Annotated in this window: 16 protein-coding genes; 14 read left to right on the forward strand and 2 right to left on the reverse strand. The window is 38.5% G+C overall.

The window, feature by feature from the left end:
• The first annotated feature begins 1 nt into the window (after position 1).
• Complete coding sequence (mnhG, locus tag WC623_RS23475) at positions 2–361, forward strand: monovalent cation/H(+) antiporter subunit G (protein WP_372855772.1); 360 nt, start codon at positions 2–4, stop codon at positions 359–361.
• Positions 362–398: 37 nt separating this feature from the next.
• Here the strand turns inward: mnhG and WC623_RS23480 are convergent, their stop codons facing one another.
• Complete coding sequence (locus tag WC623_RS23480) at positions 399–1,127, reverse strand: YebC/PmpR family DNA-binding transcriptional regulator (RefSeq protein WP_372855774.1); 729 nt, start codon at positions 1,125–1,127, stop codon at positions 399–401.
• Between the two features lie 55 nt (positions 1,128–1,182).
• A complete protein-coding gene (locus WC623_RS23485) occupies positions 1,183–2,127 on the reverse strand; it encodes an NAD-dependent epimerase/dehydratase family protein (protein ID WP_372855776.1) in 945 nt (314 codons plus the stop codon).
• Between the two features lie 271 nt (positions 2,128–2,398).
• On the opposite strand from WC623_RS23485, the gene WC623_RS23490 reads away from it, so the two are divergent.
• From WC623_RS23490 to WC623_RS23550, 13 genes are all read left to right on the forward strand, one after another.
• Positions 2,399–3,088: a gluconate 2-dehydrogenase subunit 3 family protein gene (locus WC623_RS23490; protein ID WP_372855778.1), complete on the forward strand. Its 690-nt coding sequence runs from the start codon at positions 2,399–2,401 to the stop codon at positions 3,086–3,088.
• Positions 3,089–3,108: 20 nt separating this feature from the next.
• Positions 3,109–4,812 carry a GMC oxidoreductase gene (locus WC623_RS23495; protein WP_372855780.1) on the forward strand — a complete coding sequence of 568 codons (1,704 nt, stop codon included), beginning with the start codon at positions 3,109–3,111 and terminating at the stop codon, positions 4,810–4,812.
• A complete protein-coding gene (locus WC623_RS23500) occupies positions 4,812–5,972 on the forward strand; it encodes a Gfo/Idh/MocA family protein (RefSeq protein ID WP_372855782.1) in 1,161 nt (386 codons plus the stop codon). The genes WC623_RS23495 and WC623_RS23500 overlap by 1 nt, the downstream gene beginning before the upstream one ends.
• Positions 5,973–5,978: 6 nt before the next feature.
• Positions 5,979–7,037: a sugar phosphate isomerase/epimerase family protein gene (locus tag WC623_RS23505; RefSeq protein WP_372855784.1), complete on the forward strand. Its 1,059-nt coding sequence runs from the start codon at positions 5,979–5,981 to the stop codon at positions 7,035–7,037.
• Positions 7,038–7,043: 6 nt separating this feature from the next.
• Positions 7,044–7,451 carry a c-type cytochrome gene (locus WC623_RS23510; protein WP_372855786.1) on the forward strand — a complete coding sequence of 136 codons (408 nt, stop codon included), beginning with the start codon at positions 7,044–7,046 and terminating at the stop codon, positions 7,449–7,451.
• A gap of 16 nt (positions 7,452–7,467) precedes the next feature.
• Complete coding sequence (locus tag WC623_RS23515; RefSeq protein WP_372855788.1) at positions 7,468–8,928, forward strand: Gfo/Idh/MocA family protein; 1,461 nt, start codon at positions 7,468–7,470, stop codon at positions 8,926–8,928.
• Between the two features lie 37 nt (positions 8,929–8,965).
• A complete protein-coding gene (locus WC623_RS23520) occupies positions 8,966–9,658 on the forward strand; it encodes a DUF1080 domain-containing protein (protein WP_372855790.1) in 693 nt (230 codons plus the stop codon).
• Positions 9,659–9,691: 33 nt separating this feature from the next.
• Positions 9,692–10,924 (forward strand): nucleoside permease, encoded by a 1,233-nt coding sequence (locus tag WC623_RS23525; RefSeq protein ID WP_372855792.1) that lies wholly within the window; start codon positions 9,692–9,694, stop codon positions 10,922–10,924.
• Between the two features lie 10 nt (positions 10,925–10,934).
• Positions 10,935–11,816 (forward strand): hydroxypyruvate isomerase family protein, encoded by an 882-nt coding sequence (locus tag WC623_RS23530; protein WP_372855794.1) that lies wholly within the window; start codon positions 10,935–10,937, stop codon positions 11,814–11,816.
• 11 nt (positions 11,817–11,827) lie between these two features.
• Positions 11,828–12,709: a sugar phosphate isomerase/epimerase family protein gene (locus WC623_RS23535; RefSeq protein ID WP_372855796.1), complete on the forward strand. Its 882-nt coding sequence runs from the start codon at positions 11,828–11,830 to the stop codon at positions 12,707–12,709.
• A 152-nt stretch (positions 12,710–12,861) separates the two neighbouring features.
• Entirely contained in the window at positions 12,862–13,854 is a 993-nt protein-coding gene (locus WC623_RS23540) for an aspartate-semialdehyde dehydrogenase (protein WP_349786468.1), read from the forward strand.
• An 80-nt stretch (positions 13,855–13,934) separates the two neighbouring features.
• The gene (gene dacB, locus WC623_RS23545; RefSeq protein WP_372855798.1) at positions 13,935–15,347 is read left to right on the forward strand and encodes a D-alanyl-D-alanine carboxypeptidase/D-alanyl-D-alanine-endopeptidase; all 1,413 of its coding nucleotides are present in this window, start codon (positions 13,935–13,937) and stop codon (positions 15,345–15,347) included.
• Positions 15,348–15,399: 52 nt separating this feature from the next.
• Positions 15,400–17,391, forward strand: coding sequence for a beta-N-acetylhexosaminidase (locus WC623_RS23550; protein ID WP_372855800.1), 1,992 nt, complete (start codon positions 15,400–15,402; stop codon positions 17,389–17,391).
• Positions 17,392–17,396 lie beyond the last annotated feature (5 nt).

Genomic DNA, 17,396 nt, shown 5'->3' on the forward strand with positions numbered 1-17,396 from the left:
TATGACAGATATTTTAATTGGTGTAATAAGTACCATTGGCGCTCTGGCCATATTATTTGCTTCTATAGGGATCCTAAGAATGCCAGATTTTTATCTGCGTCTTTCAGTAACTGTAAAGGCCTCAACGATGGGCGTAGGTCTGTTTCTGACATGCGCAGCAATCATATTCCCTGATGTTTCTGTTACCACTAAAGCCATTGCAACTGTATTTTTCCTTGTATTGACTGCACCTGTAGGGGCACATATGATTGCAAGAACCGCGTATCACAAAAGAATTGCTATGTGGAAGGATACGGTAATGGACGAATACGAAAACAACATTGAAGAGAAAGACACTGAACAAAAAGAGCAGGAACATTAAATGCCCTGCTCTTTTAATTTTATCCTTTTCAGATCACCTATTCTGCCATATTGTGATAAACAGCCTGAACGTCGTCATCTTCTTCTAATTTATCAATCAGTTTCAAAACATCAGCTGCCTGCTCCTCTGTTACTTCATGGTGCGACAAAGCAATTCGCTCTAGTTTAGAGCTCTTCAATTCTATACCTTTTTCTTCCAGTGCTTTTTGTAGTGTACCAAAGTTTTCAAAAGGGCCTTGTGCAACCGCAATATCATTTCCTTCTTCATCCGCCTCTACGTATAATTCTTCTAGTCCGGCATCAATCAGTTCAAACTCTAATTCTTCCAGATCCATATCATCAGAAGGAACAAATCTGAATACCGATTTTCTGTTGAACACAAAATCAAGTGATCCCGTTTTACCTAAAGTGCCGTTTGTTTTATTGAAATAACTACGCACATTCGCAACAGTTCTGTTTGTGTTATCTGTAGCTGTCTCAATCAAAACCGCAACACCATGTGGCGCGTATCCCTCATAAACGATTTCTTCATAATTGGCCATGCTCTTATCAGAAGCTCTTTTAATAGCTGCTTCTACACGGTCTTTTGGCATATTTACCGCTTTAGCATTTTGCATTGCGGTACGCAAACGTGAATTGGTTTCGGGATGTGGCCCGGCATCTTTTACCGCCATCACGATATCTTTACCTATCCTGGTAAACTGCACAGCCATTTTGGCCCAACGTTTAAACTTTCTTTCTTTTCTAAATTCGAATGCTCTTCCCATTTTTTAATTTTATTACTAGTAGCCAGTATTCAAAGCCAGCCTCAAAACTAGATATTTATTTTTTTAAATTCTTCAACATATCTGAAGTTAGTTTAGACAAATCAAACTCGGGTTTCCATCCCCAGTCTTTAGCGGCATAACTATCATCTATAGAACGTGGCCAACCATCAGCAATCAACTGACGTGGATCATTTTCAGTGTAAGTTAACTTAAATTCAGGAATATGTTTTCTGATTTCTGCAGCAAGTATTTCCGGCGTAAAGCTTACACCTGTAAAATTATAACTAGAACGAATCGAAATTTTGGAAGCTTCCGCATCCATCAATTCTATTGTCCCACGTATTGCATCGTCCATATACATCATTGGTAATTCAGTTCTTTCGTTTAAGAACGAAGCATAACTCCCTTTCTTTAGTGCATCATGAAAAATATGAATGGCATAGTCTGTTGTACCACCACCTGGCGCAGCTTTCCAGCTGATTAATCCCGGGTAACGGATACTACGTACATCTAGTCCATACTTTTGAAAGTAATACTCGCACCAACGCTCACCTGCCAATTTACTAATACCATATACTGTATTAGGATCCATTACACTGAATTGCGGGGTAACATCCTTTGGTGAGTTAGGACCAAATACAGCAATAGAACTTGGCCAGTAAACTTTTGCTGTTTTATAAGTAATAGCCAAATCCAAAATATTCAAAAGACCATTCATATTCAGATCCCAGGCTAATTTAGGATTTTGTTCTCCCGTAGCTGACAATAAAGCGGCTAACAGATATACCTGCGTAGGCTTATATTTTCTAAAGATATCATTTAAGGTTTCCTTTTCAAGCACATTCACAAACTCGAAAGGGCCTGAATTCTTGATGTCATAATCGGGTCTGCGAATATCACAGGCTATGACATTATTTTCACTATAAGTTTTACGTAAAGCGGTTACCAGTTCTGTGCCGATCTGACCATTAGAACCTAATACCAATATTTTTTCACTCATAAATAAGTTAGGATTTGTACAAAAGTAAATAAATGAGCAAACCTATTCAAAAATGTTTATAACGACCAAAAGATAAAGACGATTATTTGTGCAACGTACAAGATTTATTTTTAGCTGAGTTACTAATGTTATATGTTAAAAAATTGATTTAGTAACAAAAACATTATATATTTACTTTATGGTGTATTTATAACACTATCTATTTTTATTTGCTTAATATTACAAAACAAAATATAGTTTAAACACATAATACCAACCTTAATAACCGAATATGAACAGAAGAGAAGCGGTGAAAAGTGTTGCCTTTTTAATGGGCGGGGCACTTTCAGCAACTACAATCGGCGTATTTCTGGAAAGTTGCAATTCAACATCCACTCCAACAAAGGGCAGTTTATTTACCGATAATCAGCAAAACCTGATTACCGAAGTTGCGGATATTATTATCCCTACTACAAAAACTCCTGGTGCAAAAGCCGCTGGTGTAGGACCATTCATTTCAATGATGGTAAAAGATTGTTATCCTGATGATGCCCAAAAAGCCTTTATAAAAGGGCTGGATGATTTGGAGAAACAATCGAAAGATGAATACAAAAAAGGTTTTCTGGAACTCAGTGTAAAAGAGCGTCAGGATTTACTTGGCAAGCTTAGGGATGAGACTGTCGCAGCAACTAAAACTGAAAAGGAAAACCTGGACAAGCAGGAACAAGCTGAAAAAGATAAGCAGCTAACAAATCCTGATGAAAAAGCAACATCACAGACAGAGAATACAGGTACAATATCCATTCTTCCTAAAGACAAACCTAAAATGGAACCTCGTTTCTTCTCTATTATCAGAGATTTAACCCTATTGGGATATTTCACTTCAGAAATTGGTGCAACACAGGCTTATGAATTCGTAGAAATACCTGGTCGTTATGACGGCTGTGCAGATATGAAGCCTGGGCAAAGAGTTTGGTCGTAAACCTTTTATATCATAAATAAATGAGCAATTTAAATGTTAAAGCAACAGCGCAGAATACTTATGATGCGATTGTTGTAGGATCCGGAATTAGTGGTGGATGGGCAGCAAAAGAATTAACGGAAAAAGGTCTGAAAGTTTTACTACTTGAAAGAGGCAGAAACGTTGAGCATATAAAAGACTATACCACGGCAATGAAAAAGCCATGGGAGTTTGAACATAGAGGTCGACTAACCGAAGAACAAAAGGAAAGTCACCCAGTACAAAAAAGAGATTATCCTTACCAGGAATTTAATGAAAGCTTTTGGGTAAATGACCACGATTGTCCATATACCGAGGTTAAACGTTTTGACTGGTACCGGGGTTTCCATGTTGGTGGTAAATCACTAATGTGGGGTAGACAGAGCTACCGTTTCAGTGATCTGAACTTTGAAGATAACCTTAAAGACGGGCATGGTGTTGATTGGCCAATCAGATATAAAGATCTTGCACCATGGTACGATTATGTAGAGAAATTTGCAGGTATCAGCGGACAAGCCGAAAACTGGCCGGCATGTCCAGATGGTCAGTTCCTTCCTCCTATGGAGATGAACTGTGTAGAGAAAGAAGTTAAAAAACGTATTGAAGCCAAATGGAGCAAGTCGCGAATTATGACCATTGGCCGTACTGCCAACTTAACTGTTGAACATGGTGGCCGTGGCAAATGTCAATACCGTAACCTTTGTAGCAGAGGTTGTCCTTTTGGTGCATATTTCAGTACGCAATCCTCTACATTACCTGCAGCTGTAGCAACTGGTAATTTAACCTTGCGTCCATTCTCACTTGTAAACTCTATCATTTACGATAAAGAAACTCAAAAAGCAAAAGGTGTTGTAGTTATAGATTCAGAAACAATGGAAACCACTGAATTTTTTGCAAAAATTGTATTCGTAAATGGTTCAACCCTTGGCAGTACTTTCGTTCTGTTAAACTCAGTATCAGACGAACATCCTAATGGTTTGGGCAATGGTAGTGGTCAATTGGGACATAACTTAATGGATCACCACTTCCGTGCCGGTGCAAATGGAAGATTTGAGGGCTTTGAGAATAAATATACTTACGGAAAGAGAGCCAATGGTATTTATATCCCAAGATATCAAAATATGGGTAACGACAAACGTGATTACCTGAGAGGATTTGGCTACCAAGGTGGTGGAAGTCGCGGTAACTGGCATGCTGATGTTGCTGAATTAGCTTTTGGGGGTGACTTCAAAGATCAAATGACTGTGCCAGGTTCATGGAATATGGGATTAGGCGGATTTGGTGAAGCATTACCATATTTTGAAAACAAAGTGTATATCGATAAAAGCAAGAAAGATAAATGGGGACAACCTGTTTTGGCTATTGACTGCGAATTTAAAGATAACGAGCGCAAAATGCGTGTTGACATGATGAATGATGCAGCAGAAATGCTGGAAGCATCAGGCGCTAAAGATATCAAAACATTTGACAATGGTTCTGCACCAGGTATGGCCATACATGAAATGGGAACAGCTCGTATGGGACATGATCCTAAAACGTCTGTTTTGAATAAATGGAACCAGATGCATGAAGTAAAAAATGTTTTTGTAACCGATGGTTCATGTATGGCTTCAGCCGCATGTCAGAACCCATCATTAACTTATATGGCACTAACTGCCAGAGCGTGTGACTTTGCTGTTAGTGAATTAAAAAAAGGAAACCTTTAATGGAGAATAGAAAAATTAGAATGGGCATGATTGGCGGCGGTAAAGATGCATTTATCGGCGCCATACATCGTATCGCGGCAAACATTGACGGACAAGTTGAGTTTTGCTGTGGAGCACTAAGTATTAATCCAGAAGTAGCCAAAGAATCTGGTAAAATATTGTTTCTTGATGAAGACAGGACTTACTTAAACTATGAAGAAATGATTACGCAGGAAAGTAAACTACCTGCTGACAAACGCATAGATTTCGTAACCATTGTAACTCCAAATTTTGCTCACTTTGCTCCTGCAATGATGGCATTAGATCATGGTTTTAACGTAGTAATAGAAAAACCTATCGCCTTATCACTTGATGAAGCAAAACAATTGCAACAAAAAGTTAAAGAAACAGGTTTAACATTATGCTTAACTCACACCTATTCAGGTTATCCAATGGTTAAGCAAGCCAGACAAATGGTTGCAGATGGCAACCTTGGTGCAATCAGAAAAATTATGGTTGAATATCCTCAAGGTTGGCTAAGCACACTTACTGAACGTGAAGGTAATGCTGGCGCTGCATGGCGCACAGACCCATCAAAAAGTGGAAAAAGTGGAGCGATGGGCGATATTGGCACACATGCTGCACAATTAGCTGAATATATTTCGGGCTTAAAAATCAGTAAACTTTGTGCTGATCTGAACATTGTTGTTCCAGGTAGAGGTTTGGATGATGACGGAAATGTGTTGCTTAAATTCGACAATGGTGCAAATGGTATTTTGGTAGCATCACAAATTGCTGCAGGCGAAGAAAATGCATTAAAAATTAAAGTATATGGTGAAAAAGGTGGATTAGAATGGCACCAAATGGAACCAAATACATTAGTCGTAAAATGGTTAGACCAGCCAGCACAGATTTACCGTGCAGGTCAGGCATATTTATCAGATATAGCTAAACACAATACCCGCACACCTGGTGGTCACCCAGAGGGATATCTTGAAGCTTTCGCTAACATCTATAAAAATTTCGTACTTACTTTAAGAACAAAATTAGCTGGAGGCACTCCAACAGCAGCAATGCTAGACTTCCCTACAGTTGAAGACGGCGTACGTGGAATGGCATTTATTGAAAACGCAGTGGCTTCAAGCCAATCAGATCAAAAATGGTTTGATTTTAAAATATAACGAATCATGACTACAATTAAAGGACCTGGAGTATTTCTAGCCCAGTTTATTGGAGACGAAGCGCCATTTAATTCTTTAGAAGCCATTTGTGAATGGGCAGCAGGACTTGGCTTTAAAGGGATACAAATGCCAACGCTTGATGCAAGGTTTATTGACTTGCAAAAAGCGGCAGAGAGTAAAACCTATGCAGATGAACTAAAAGGAAAAGTAGCTTCGTACGGACTGGAAATTACAGAGCTGTCAACTCACCTACAGGGGCAGTTGGTTGCCGTAAATCCGGCTTATGACCTTGCTTTTGATGCTTTTGCACCGGATGCTTATAAGAACAATCCAAAAGCAAGAACAGAATGGGCTGTACAACAATTGAAATATGCTGCAAAAGCTTCACAAAACTTAGGCTTAAATGCTCATGCTACTTTTAGCGGATCATTATTATGGCATATGTTCCATCCATGGCCTCAACGCCCGGAAGGTTTGGTTGATGCCGGCTTTACTGAACTTGCTAAAAGATGGACACCTATCTTGAATGAATTTGATACTTGTGGTGTTGATGTTTGTTATGAAATACATCCTGGTGAAGATTTATTTGATGGCATCACTTATGAAATGTTCCTGGAGAAAGTAAACAACCACCCACGTGCTTGTCTTTTATATGACCCATCACATTTTGTATTACAACAACTGGATTACATTCAATATATTGATTTTTATCATGAACGTATCAAAGCTTTCCATGTTAAAGATTCTGAATTTAATGCCACAGGAAAGCAGGGAACTTTTGGTGGTTACCAAAGCTGGGCAAACCGTGCCGGAAGATATCGTTCTCCTGGTGATGGACAAGTAGACTTTAAAACAATCTTCAGTAAACTTGCTCAATATGACTATACCGGTTGGGCTGTAATGGAATGGGAATGTTGCATTAAAGACGCTCAGGTTGGCGCCAAAGAAGGTGCAGAATTTATTACAAAAAATATTATTAAAGTAACAGACAGGGCTTTTGATGATTTTGCAGCTTCCGGTGGAAACGAAGATTTCAACAATAAAATCCTGGGTGTAAATCAATAAATTAAAATGAAACAGACACTATTTATCCTAGGCTGCTTTGTATTAGCAATAGCCTCATGTTCAAGTCCTGAAGAGCGTGCAGCATCTTCAAACACGACTACCACAACTGAAACCCCAGCAACAAGTACAGAAACAGCTGCACCTGCAACAGCAGTAAAGAGTGATGGTGAGAAATTAATTGCAAAATCAGACTGTATCGGATGCCACAACAAAGTGCAAAAGGTAATTGGCCCTGCATATGTAGATATTGCAGCAAAATATCCGTTAAACGATGAAAATGTTAACCATCTGGCAGATAAAATTATTAAAGGTGGCCAAGGTGTTTGGGGTGAAATACCAATGACTCCACATGCATCTTTAAGTCATGATGATGCCAAAACAATGGTGAAATACATCTTATCTCTTAAAAAATAACGAACCACACACACAAATGGGAGAAATCAACAAAAACCAGGATGCTACGTCGAGACGTAATTTCCTCAAAACCACAGCTATTGCAGCTTCTGCATTTATGATTGTTCCTCGCCATGTATTAGGCGGACCTGGATTTTTAGCACCTAGCGACAGACTGATTGTTGCTGGTATTGGTGCTGGAGGTAAAGGCTTCTCGGATATAAAAGCTTTTGCAGATAGTGGTAAAGCAGACATCGGTTTCCTTTGCGACGTTCATGATAGCAGAGCAGCAAACAGTGTAAAGGCATATCCTAAAGCAAAATATTACAGGGATTACCGTGAAATGTTCGATAAAGAAGCTAAAAACTTTGATGCTGTTTCTATTTCAACACCAGATCATAGTCACGCTATACAGGCCATTGCTGCCATGCAATTGGGTAAACATGTTTATGTTCAGAAACCATTAACACACGATATTTATGAGGCACGTGCATTAACTGCAGCTGCAGAAAAATATAAAGTGGTAACACAGATGGGAAATCAAGGCGCATCAAATGATGGCCCCAGGTTAATGAGGGAATGGTATGACGCTGGTTTAATTGGAGATGTTCATACTGTTTATGCGTGGACAGATAGACCGGTATGGCCACAAGGTATTCCATGGTCTGCTAATAAAGCTGCTGTACCTTCAGATCTTGACTGGGATCTTTGGTTAGGTACTGCTCCATACAAAGAGTATGTAGATAAACTAGTGCCTTTTAACTGGCGCGGATGGTGGGATTACGGGACTGGTGCATTGGGAGATATGGGCTGCCACCTTTTAGAAGCTCCTTTCAGTGTATTAGATTTAAAATATGCTACTGAAGTTCAGGCTAGTGTAGGTTCTGTATATGTTGATGAGTTTAAAAGAGGATACTTCCCTGATAGTTGTCCTCCATCAAGCCATGTTACTTTAAAATTCCCTAAAACCAAAAAAACCAAAGGAGATATCGTTGTACACTGGATGGACGGTGGTATACAACCTGAAAGACCAGAAGAGTTAGCCGCTAATGAATCATTTGGCGACGGTGGTAATGGTACTTTATTTATTGGAACAAAAGGTAAAATGATGGCTAATACTTATGGTTCAAACCCTCGTCTATTGCCTTTAAGCAGAAATGAAAATATAAAGGTAAAACAGAAATTTGAGCGTGTAGCTGGTGGTGAAAAAGGTCATTACGCACAATGGGTTGAGGCATGTATTGCAGGACATGGTAAAAAAGAGGTAAGCTCTCCATTCTCTATTGCTGGTCCACTTACTGAATCTCTATTAATGGCTAACCTTGCCATTAGAGGAACAGATATACAAGGTCCTAAAAATGATAAAGGAAAATTCACCTATCCTGGTAGAAACATCAAATTACTTTGGGACAATGCCAATATGAGAATTACCAATTTCGATGATGTAAACCAATTTGTAAAACGCGAATACCGTAAAGGCTGGACACTTGGAGTTTAGGAGCTATACATGCTCCTTTATCCTTAAAACCATAAATATGAAAAATTATATTTCAGCAATGATACTCACCGCAGTTATCTCTGGTGGTATTGCACAAGCTCAATCAAGTAAGAAGGGATTTACCAAAATATTTGATGGAAAAACTACTAAAGGTTGGCATACTTACGGTAAAACAACCGCAGGGTCAAAATGGACGGTTGAAGATGGAGCATTGCACTTTAATCCTGCTGGAGACAAAAGCGGTGGTGGCGATTTAGTGACAGACAATGAGTATAGTAATTTTCACTTGAAAATAGATTGGAAGGTTGCGCCAAAAGCCAATAGTGGGATTATTTTCTATGTGAAGGAAGATCCTGCTAAATATGCCAAGACTTACAGCACTGGTTTAGAAATGCAGGTTTTGGACAATGATGGCCATCCTGATGGAAAAATCACTAAACATCGTGCTGGTGATTTGTATGATCTGATTAAAAGCACATCAGAACCTGTAAAACCAGTTGGCGAATGGAATACTGCTGAGATCATTTGTAAAGATGGTAAATTAGAGCATTATCTTAATGGTGTAAAAGTTGTTTCTACTACATTGTGGGATGCTAACTGGACTTCACTTGTTGCTGGCAGTAAATTTGGCGGCTGGAAAGATTGGGGTACTTTTAAATCGGGTAAAATTGCGCTTCAAGATCATGGAGACAATGTTTGGTACCGCAACATCATGATTAAAAAGCTGTAAAAAATCAAAGAAATAAAAAATAAAAAACCAAACATGAATTTAAACAACCGCATCAAATTATCGGTCATGATGTTCCTGGAATTTTTCATCTGGGGCGCATGGTTTGTTACACTGGGGACTTTCCTTGGAAGTAATTTAAGTGCCACAGGTGCTGAAACAGGCTCTGTATTTTCAACACAATCCTGGGGTGCAATCATTGCTCCTTTTATCATTGGATTAATTGCCGACAGATATTTCAATGCTGAAAAAATCCTTGGGATCCTACACATTGTAGGTGCGATATTAATGTATCAAATGTATAATGCTACAGACATCTCGGTATTCTACCCTTATGTACTGGGTTATATGATTTTATTTATGCCTACACTGGCACTTGTAAATTCTGTTTCGTTTAATCAGATGAAAGACCCTGAAAAAGAGTTTTCTTCTATCAGGGTATTTGGAACAATCGGCTGGATCGTTGCGGGTCTTTTGATCAGCTTTGTATTTCATTGGGATTCTCCAGAAGGCATTACAGCAGGTTTATTGAAGAACACTTTTATGATGGCTGGAGTTAGTTCTCTTATTTTAGGACTGTTTAGCTTTGCACTTCCTGCGACTCCACCTAAAGTTGCAAAAGGTGAAAAAATCAGCATCAATGAGATATTAGGTTTAGATGCACTTAAACTATTGAAAGATAAAAACTTTGCCATATTCTTTATCTCTTCAATTTTGATTTGTATCCCTTTGGCATTCTATTACCAGAATGCGGGTGTTTTCCTTGCGGATATAAAAGTGACAAACCCTACAGGTAAAATGGCAATCGGACAGATCTCTGAAGCACTATTCCTGTTAGCTATTCCTGTATTCTTTGCCAAGTATGGTTTCAAAAAAACCATATTGGTTGGTATGTTGGCCTGGGCAGTACGTTATGTATTATTTGCATACGGAAATGCAAGTGATTTAAGTTTCATGCTAATTATAGGAATTGCATTACATGGTGTTTGCTATGACTTTTTCTTTGTATCAGGTCAGATTTACACCAACTCAAAAGCTGGAGAGAAATTCAAAAGCTCTGCACAAGGTATGATTACCTTAGCTACTTATGGCGTAGGTATGTTAATCGGGTTTAAAGTTGCCGGTCTGGTAACAGACATGTATAAATCTGATGGTATTACCGATTGGAAAATGATATGGATAATACCAGCTGTAATTGCTGTTGTAGTCTTCTTGCTATTCACTGTTCTTTTTAATGAGAAAAAGAAAATAGAACCAACCGTAGTATAACAATTTTGAGATGAGTAAAGATCTAAGCAGAAGAACTGTGTTAAAGAATATTGTTGCCGGAACCGCTGCATTAGGCGTTTCGGCAACAATACCTGCTTTTGCACTGCAACAATCAGAGTCCAATAAGCTAAAAGGAAACGTAAATCATTCAGTATGTCGCTGGTGTTTTGGAAAATTGAGTTTGGATGAACTGTGTATTGAGGCGAAAAAGATTGGCATCAAAGCGATTGACCTTGTGGGCCCTAAAGACTGGCCAACTTTAAAAAAGCATGGCCTTTATTCTTCTATGTGTAATGGAGCTGAGATTAATTTGGTGGACGGATGGAATGATCCTAAGTTTCATCCAACATTGATTAAAAACTATACGGAAATGATTCCTAAAGTTGCTGAAGCAGGCTATACTCAACTGATCTGCTTTAGTGGTAACAGACGTGGTAAAGATGATGAAACAGGGCTTAAAAACTGTGTTGATGGTTTGAAGCAAATAATGCCTCTAGCAGAAAAACATGGTGTTGTACTAGTGATGGAATTACTGAACAGCAAAGTAAACCATAAGGATTATCAATGCGACCATACAGCTTGGGGTGCTGAACTGGCAAAAAGACTTGGATCAGAAAATTTCAAGTTGCTGTTCGATATTTATCACATGCAGATTGATGAAGGCAATGTGATCAGTAATATTCAGACCTTTCATCCTTACATCTCACATTATCATACAGCTGGAGTGCCCGGAAGAAATGAAATTGATGATACTCAGGAATTATTTTATCCTGCTATTATAAGGGCAATTCTTGCTACGGGATTTAAAGGCTATGTAGCACAAGAATTTATTCCCAAATATTCAGATAAAATTAAATCACTTAGAGATGCCGTAAATATTTGCGACGTTTAAATTAAATCAATATGAACTCAAGAAGAACATTCATTAAACATGCTGGTCTTGCGGCAGCAGGAGCAATTTTTCTTCCATCCTTTGCATGTACTGCAGCTACAGCTAAAAGAAATGTAGGCTTACAGTTGTATTCACTTAGGGAGCAAATTCCTCATGATGTAAAAGGAGTAATTGAAAAAATTGCCAATGCAGGGTATAAAGAAGTAGAAACTTACAGCTATTCTAAAGAGGCTGGCTATTGGGGGCTTGATGCAAAGTCATTTAAAAATTTACTTAAAGCGAATGGCTTAACTTCACCTAGTGGTCACTTTGTTATTGATAATTTCATTACCAGTGGTGATAAAGAATTACTAAAACCTTTAATAGAAGGAGCTGCTGCAGTTGACAATCACTACTTTACTGTGGCATGGATGAGTGAACCGATAAGAAAAACTCTTGAAGATTATAAGAAAATTACAGCTCGCTTAAATGAAGCTGCAGAATTGGTAAAACAGGCGGGAATGAAATTAGCTTATCATAACCATGATTTTGAGTTACATAAGCATGAAGGAGGAACTACAGGTTACGAAATTATGCTGAATGGTACAGATAAAAACCTGATCAATTTTGAAATGGACCTTTACTGGATAGTACGTTCAGGAAATGATCCTGTTACATTTTTCAATAAGTATCCGGGACGTTTTGTAATGTGGCATGTTAAAGATATGGACAAAGCTAATCATGCACTAAATACTGAGGTGGGCACTGGTACTATCGACTTTAAGAGCATTTATGCACATGCAAAGCAATCTGGTCTTGAGCATCTGATTGTGGAGCAGGAGAATTTTAAGAAGGATCCGTTTGTAAGCATTAAGGAAAGCTTCGATTATGTAAACCGAGAACTGATAAAATAAGAAATAGCTTATTAAATTATAAGGGATTGGTTACTAAAAGCCAATCCCTTTTTTTATGAGTAAAAAAATGCCCATATTTGGGGACTTATTATTTCACCATAAAATACAATTGATAAATAATTAAAAACAAGTAAAACAACTAATTAGAAAAAATGAAGATTGCAGTAGTTGGAGCCACCGGCCTGGTAGGCACCGTAATGTTAAAAGTATTAGAAGAGCGTAACTTCCCGTTAACTGAATTGATCCCTGTAGCCTCTGAGAAGAGTGTTGGTAAGGAAATCACGTTCAAGGGTAAGAAGTATGCTGTTGTAAACATGGATACTGCGATTTCGATGAGACCTGATATTGCGTTGTTTTCTGCAGGTGGTAGTACATCATTAGCTGAAGCACCTCGCTTCGCTGAAGTTGGCACTACAGTAATCGACAATTCATCTGCATGGCGCATGGATCCGTCGAAAAAGCTGGTAGTCCCTGAAGTAAATGCACATGAGTTATCTGCCGATGATAAAATCATTGCAAACCCTAACTGTTCAACGATTCAAATGGTAGTGGCCTTAAAACCACTTCATGATAAATACAAAATTAAACGTGTAGTAGTTTCAACTTACCAATCTGTTACAGGCACAGGTGTAAAGGCTGTTGAACAGATGATGAATGAGCGTAAAGGTATTACTGATGGCCCTATGGCTTACGCTTACCCTATCGATTTAAATGTAATTCCTCAGATTGATGTATTCCAGGATAATGGATATACTAAAGAGGAAATGAAAATGATATTGGAAACTCAGAAAATCATGAGTGATAACAGTATTAAAGTTACAGCAACTACAGTACGTATTCCTGTAATGGGAGGTCACTCTGAATCAGTGAACATTGAGTTTGAAAATGATTTCGATGTAACTGAAGTAAAAGAATTACTGGCAGCTACACAAGGTATCATCGTAGTTGATGATCCGGCGAACCTTAAATATCCAATGCCAAAAGATGCACACGAGAAAGATGAGGTTTTTGTTGGAAGAATAAGACGTGATGAGTCATTACCAAATACATTGAATATGTGGATTGTAGCAGACAACCTGCGTAAAGGTGCTGCAACAAATGCAGTTCAGATTGCAGAATACCTGGTAAATAACAAACTGGTTTAATTCAATTAAAACCAATTCATATTAACGGCCATCATCCTGATAACAAATCAGCATGATGGCCGTTTTAATTTTAAAAGCTTATGTCTAAAAGATCTATTCCATCTCTTTTAATCCTGTTCTTCATCGGCAGTTTCGCTATCGCACAAACTCCAATACAGAAACTGGAAAAAGCTTACAACACCTTTCAATCAGACCCGCAGACAAAATATGCCATTTCATCACTTTGTGTTTTGGATGCCAATACTGGTACCCCCCTTTTTGTAAAGAATGAACAAATAGGTCTAGCTACTGCTTCAACCTTAAAAGTAATAACTGCTGCGACCGCTCTAAGTATTCTGGGAAAAGATTTTCAATATCAGACGACATTGGCCTACACTGGTAATATTACAAATGATGGTATTTTAAAAGGCAACCTGGTTATCATTGGAAGTGGTGATCCAACTTTAGGTTCCGATCGCTATCAGAATAAAGAAAATGTTGTTTTAACCGAATGGGTTAATGCAGTAAAAAAGACTGGGATTAAAAGAATAGAGGGAGCCGTTATTGGAGACGATCGAATTTTTGGAACCCAGACTACTCCTGAGGGCTGGACCTGGCAGGACATGGGCAATTACTACGGAGCAGGCACTTCAGGATTATCATGGCGTGAAAATCAATTTGACATCCATTTAAAAGCAGGTTCAAGACAGGGGGATGAAGCCACAATGATAAAAACAGTTCCAGAAATGCCCTATTTAAAACTGAGGAATGAGTTAAAAACAGGAGTTTCGGGTAGTGGTGATAATGCTTATTTATTTTTACCCCCTTACGGAAACACCGCTTATTTAAGAGGAACCTGGGGCATTGGAATCCGTAAAAGTAGCATTTCTGGTGCGATCCCAGATCCTGCTTATGATTGTGCCTATAGATTGCAGGATACTTTAAAGCTTTTAGGAATTGTAAGTACACAACCTGTTACAACAACAAGAATCATGGCTTTAAATGGACAGGACATAGCAAACATTACTCAGAAAATCAGTACCATTACCTCTCCTACCTTATCGGAAATTACTTATTGGTTTTTAAAAAAGAGTGTTAACCTATATGGGGAGACCATGTTGAAAACCCTTGCATTAAAATCAGGAAAAACGGCCAGTACAGCTGATGGCGTAGATACAGAACTGAAGTTCTGGGCTGCAAAAGGAATTGACAAAAATGCACTGAATATAATTGATGGAAGTGGTCTTTCACCAGCAAACCGGATAACAACCCTGGCTGTAGCAGACGTGTTATTTCAGGCTCAAAAAGAAAACTGGTTTGGCGATTATTACAAAGCTTTTCCAGAATATAATGGCATGAAAATTAAAAGTGGAACGATAAACAATGTTTCAGCATTTGCAGGATACTATACCAGCACAGCAGGAAATAAATACATTATTGTAATCAATGTCAATAATTATTCAGGTTCAGGAATAAATAAGAAACTATTTACCGTATTGGATGCACTAAAGTAATTGGTAAATTGCAGCCGTTTTAAGCATATAACATCCGAAAAACACATCATCAATGAAGAATATCCTTTCTGCCCTATTTTTTCTACTGTTTAGCTGTTCCGTTTTAGGACAAACATCAATTCCACAGATCACGAGTACTTCAGAGTTCAATAATCCGCTAAATAATATACCACCGGATATAGCTATTATTCCAGAACCTGTAGAAGTTTCTAAAAAGGAAGGATACTTCGTTTTACCAGCTAATGTGATTATTCAATGTACGGCTACCCCTGAAACACATCAGGTACTTACCTTTTTACAAGAAAAACTATCTGTTCCTACCGGCAGCTTTGTTACTTCTGTAAGTGGCAAATCCGAAAATGCACAGATACATTTATTAATAAATGACAAAATAAATCACACGCTTGGCAATGAGGGTTACCAATTGACGGTTACTCCAAATCACATCACTATTAAAGCCAATCAGGCAGCTGGTTTGTTTTATGGTGTACAAAGTCTGCTTCAATTGTTCCCAGCCGCGATTGAAAGCAAAGAACCATTCGAGGCAGAGCATACAAGAAGTACTGAACTAACAGAATGGAAAGTTCCTTGTGTTGAGATTACAGACTACCCACGCTTAGGCTGGAGGGGTTTAATGTTTGATGTTGCCCGTCACTTTTTTACTAAGGAGGAAGTAAAACAGTATTTAGATGCAATGGTACGTTACAAATACAACATCTTACATTTACATCTAACTGATGATGAGGGCTGGAGAATAGAAATCAAGGGTTTTCCTAAGCTAACTGAAATAGGCGCATGGAGTGTAAAAAAAGTAGGTGATTTTGGAACTTTCCCAGCTCCTGCGGCTGATGAGCCTCGTAATTACGGTGGTTTTTACACACAGGAAGACATTAAAGAGATCGTGCAATATGCCAAAGAACGTTTTGTTAATGTTCTTCCTGAAATAGATGTCCCAGGTCATAGTCTTGCCGCAATCAGCTCTTATCCTGAATTATCCTGCACGCCTGGTGCTGAAAATTATAAGGTACGCTCTGGAGAACGCATTATGGACTGGTCAAGAGGTGCACCACCAACTGCTTTGGTAGACAATACACTGTGCCCTGCTAATGAAAAAGTATATGCGTTCTTAGATTCTGTTATTACCCAGGTTGCAGCCCTTTTCCCATTCGAATACCTACACATGGGTGGAGATGAAGCTCCTTTCAATTTCTGGGAGAAAAATGAAGCCATAAAAGCACTGATGCTTAAGGAAGGTTTGAAGAATATGCATCAGGTACAAGGGTATTTTGAAAAGCGCGTTCAAAAGATTGTTGAATCAAAAGGGAAAAAATTTATAGGCTGGGATGAAATATTGAATGGCAATATGTCGCCCAATACAGCTGTTATGGCTTGGCGAGGAATGAAATATGGCATTGAAGCTGCAAGGAATAAGCATGAGGTGGTAATGAGCCCAACGGAATTTGCATACCTCGATTATATGCAAGCTGACGTAATCACTGAACCTCGTGTTTATGCTTCCCTTAGGTTAAGCAAAGCTTACCAGTTTGACCCTGTACCATCGTCTGTTGATCCTAAATATATTAAAGGAGGCCAGGCAAATTTATGGACAGAACAAGTGTATAACATCCGTCAGGCCGAATACATGACCTGGCCAAGAGGTATGGCTATTGCAGAATCGGTTTGGTCTCCTCCGGCTAAAAAAAACTGGCCAAACTTTTTCAGCAGAGTAGAACAACATTTTAAGCGTCTGGACGCAGCGGAAACGAAATATGCGCCAAGTGTGTATGACCCTATATTTAAAGTCAGCAGATCAGCAGATAAACAACTTCTGATTGATTTGAGTACAGAGGTTGCAGGATTGGATATTTACTACAGTTTCGACAACTCATTTCCTGATCGCTTTTATCCAAAATATACGGAAAAATTAACACCTCCAAAAGATGCGACCATGTTAAAAGTCATTACCTACAGAGGTAAAAAACAGATTGGTAGAATGATGAATATGCCAATTGAAGAATTGAACAAAAGGGCAGGAAGAAAATAGAAAGA

Source organism: Pedobacter sp. (genome assembly GCF_041645105.1).
Taxonomy (GTDB): domain Bacteria; phylum Bacteroidota; class Bacteroidia; order Sphingobacteriales; family Sphingobacteriaceae; genus Pedobacter.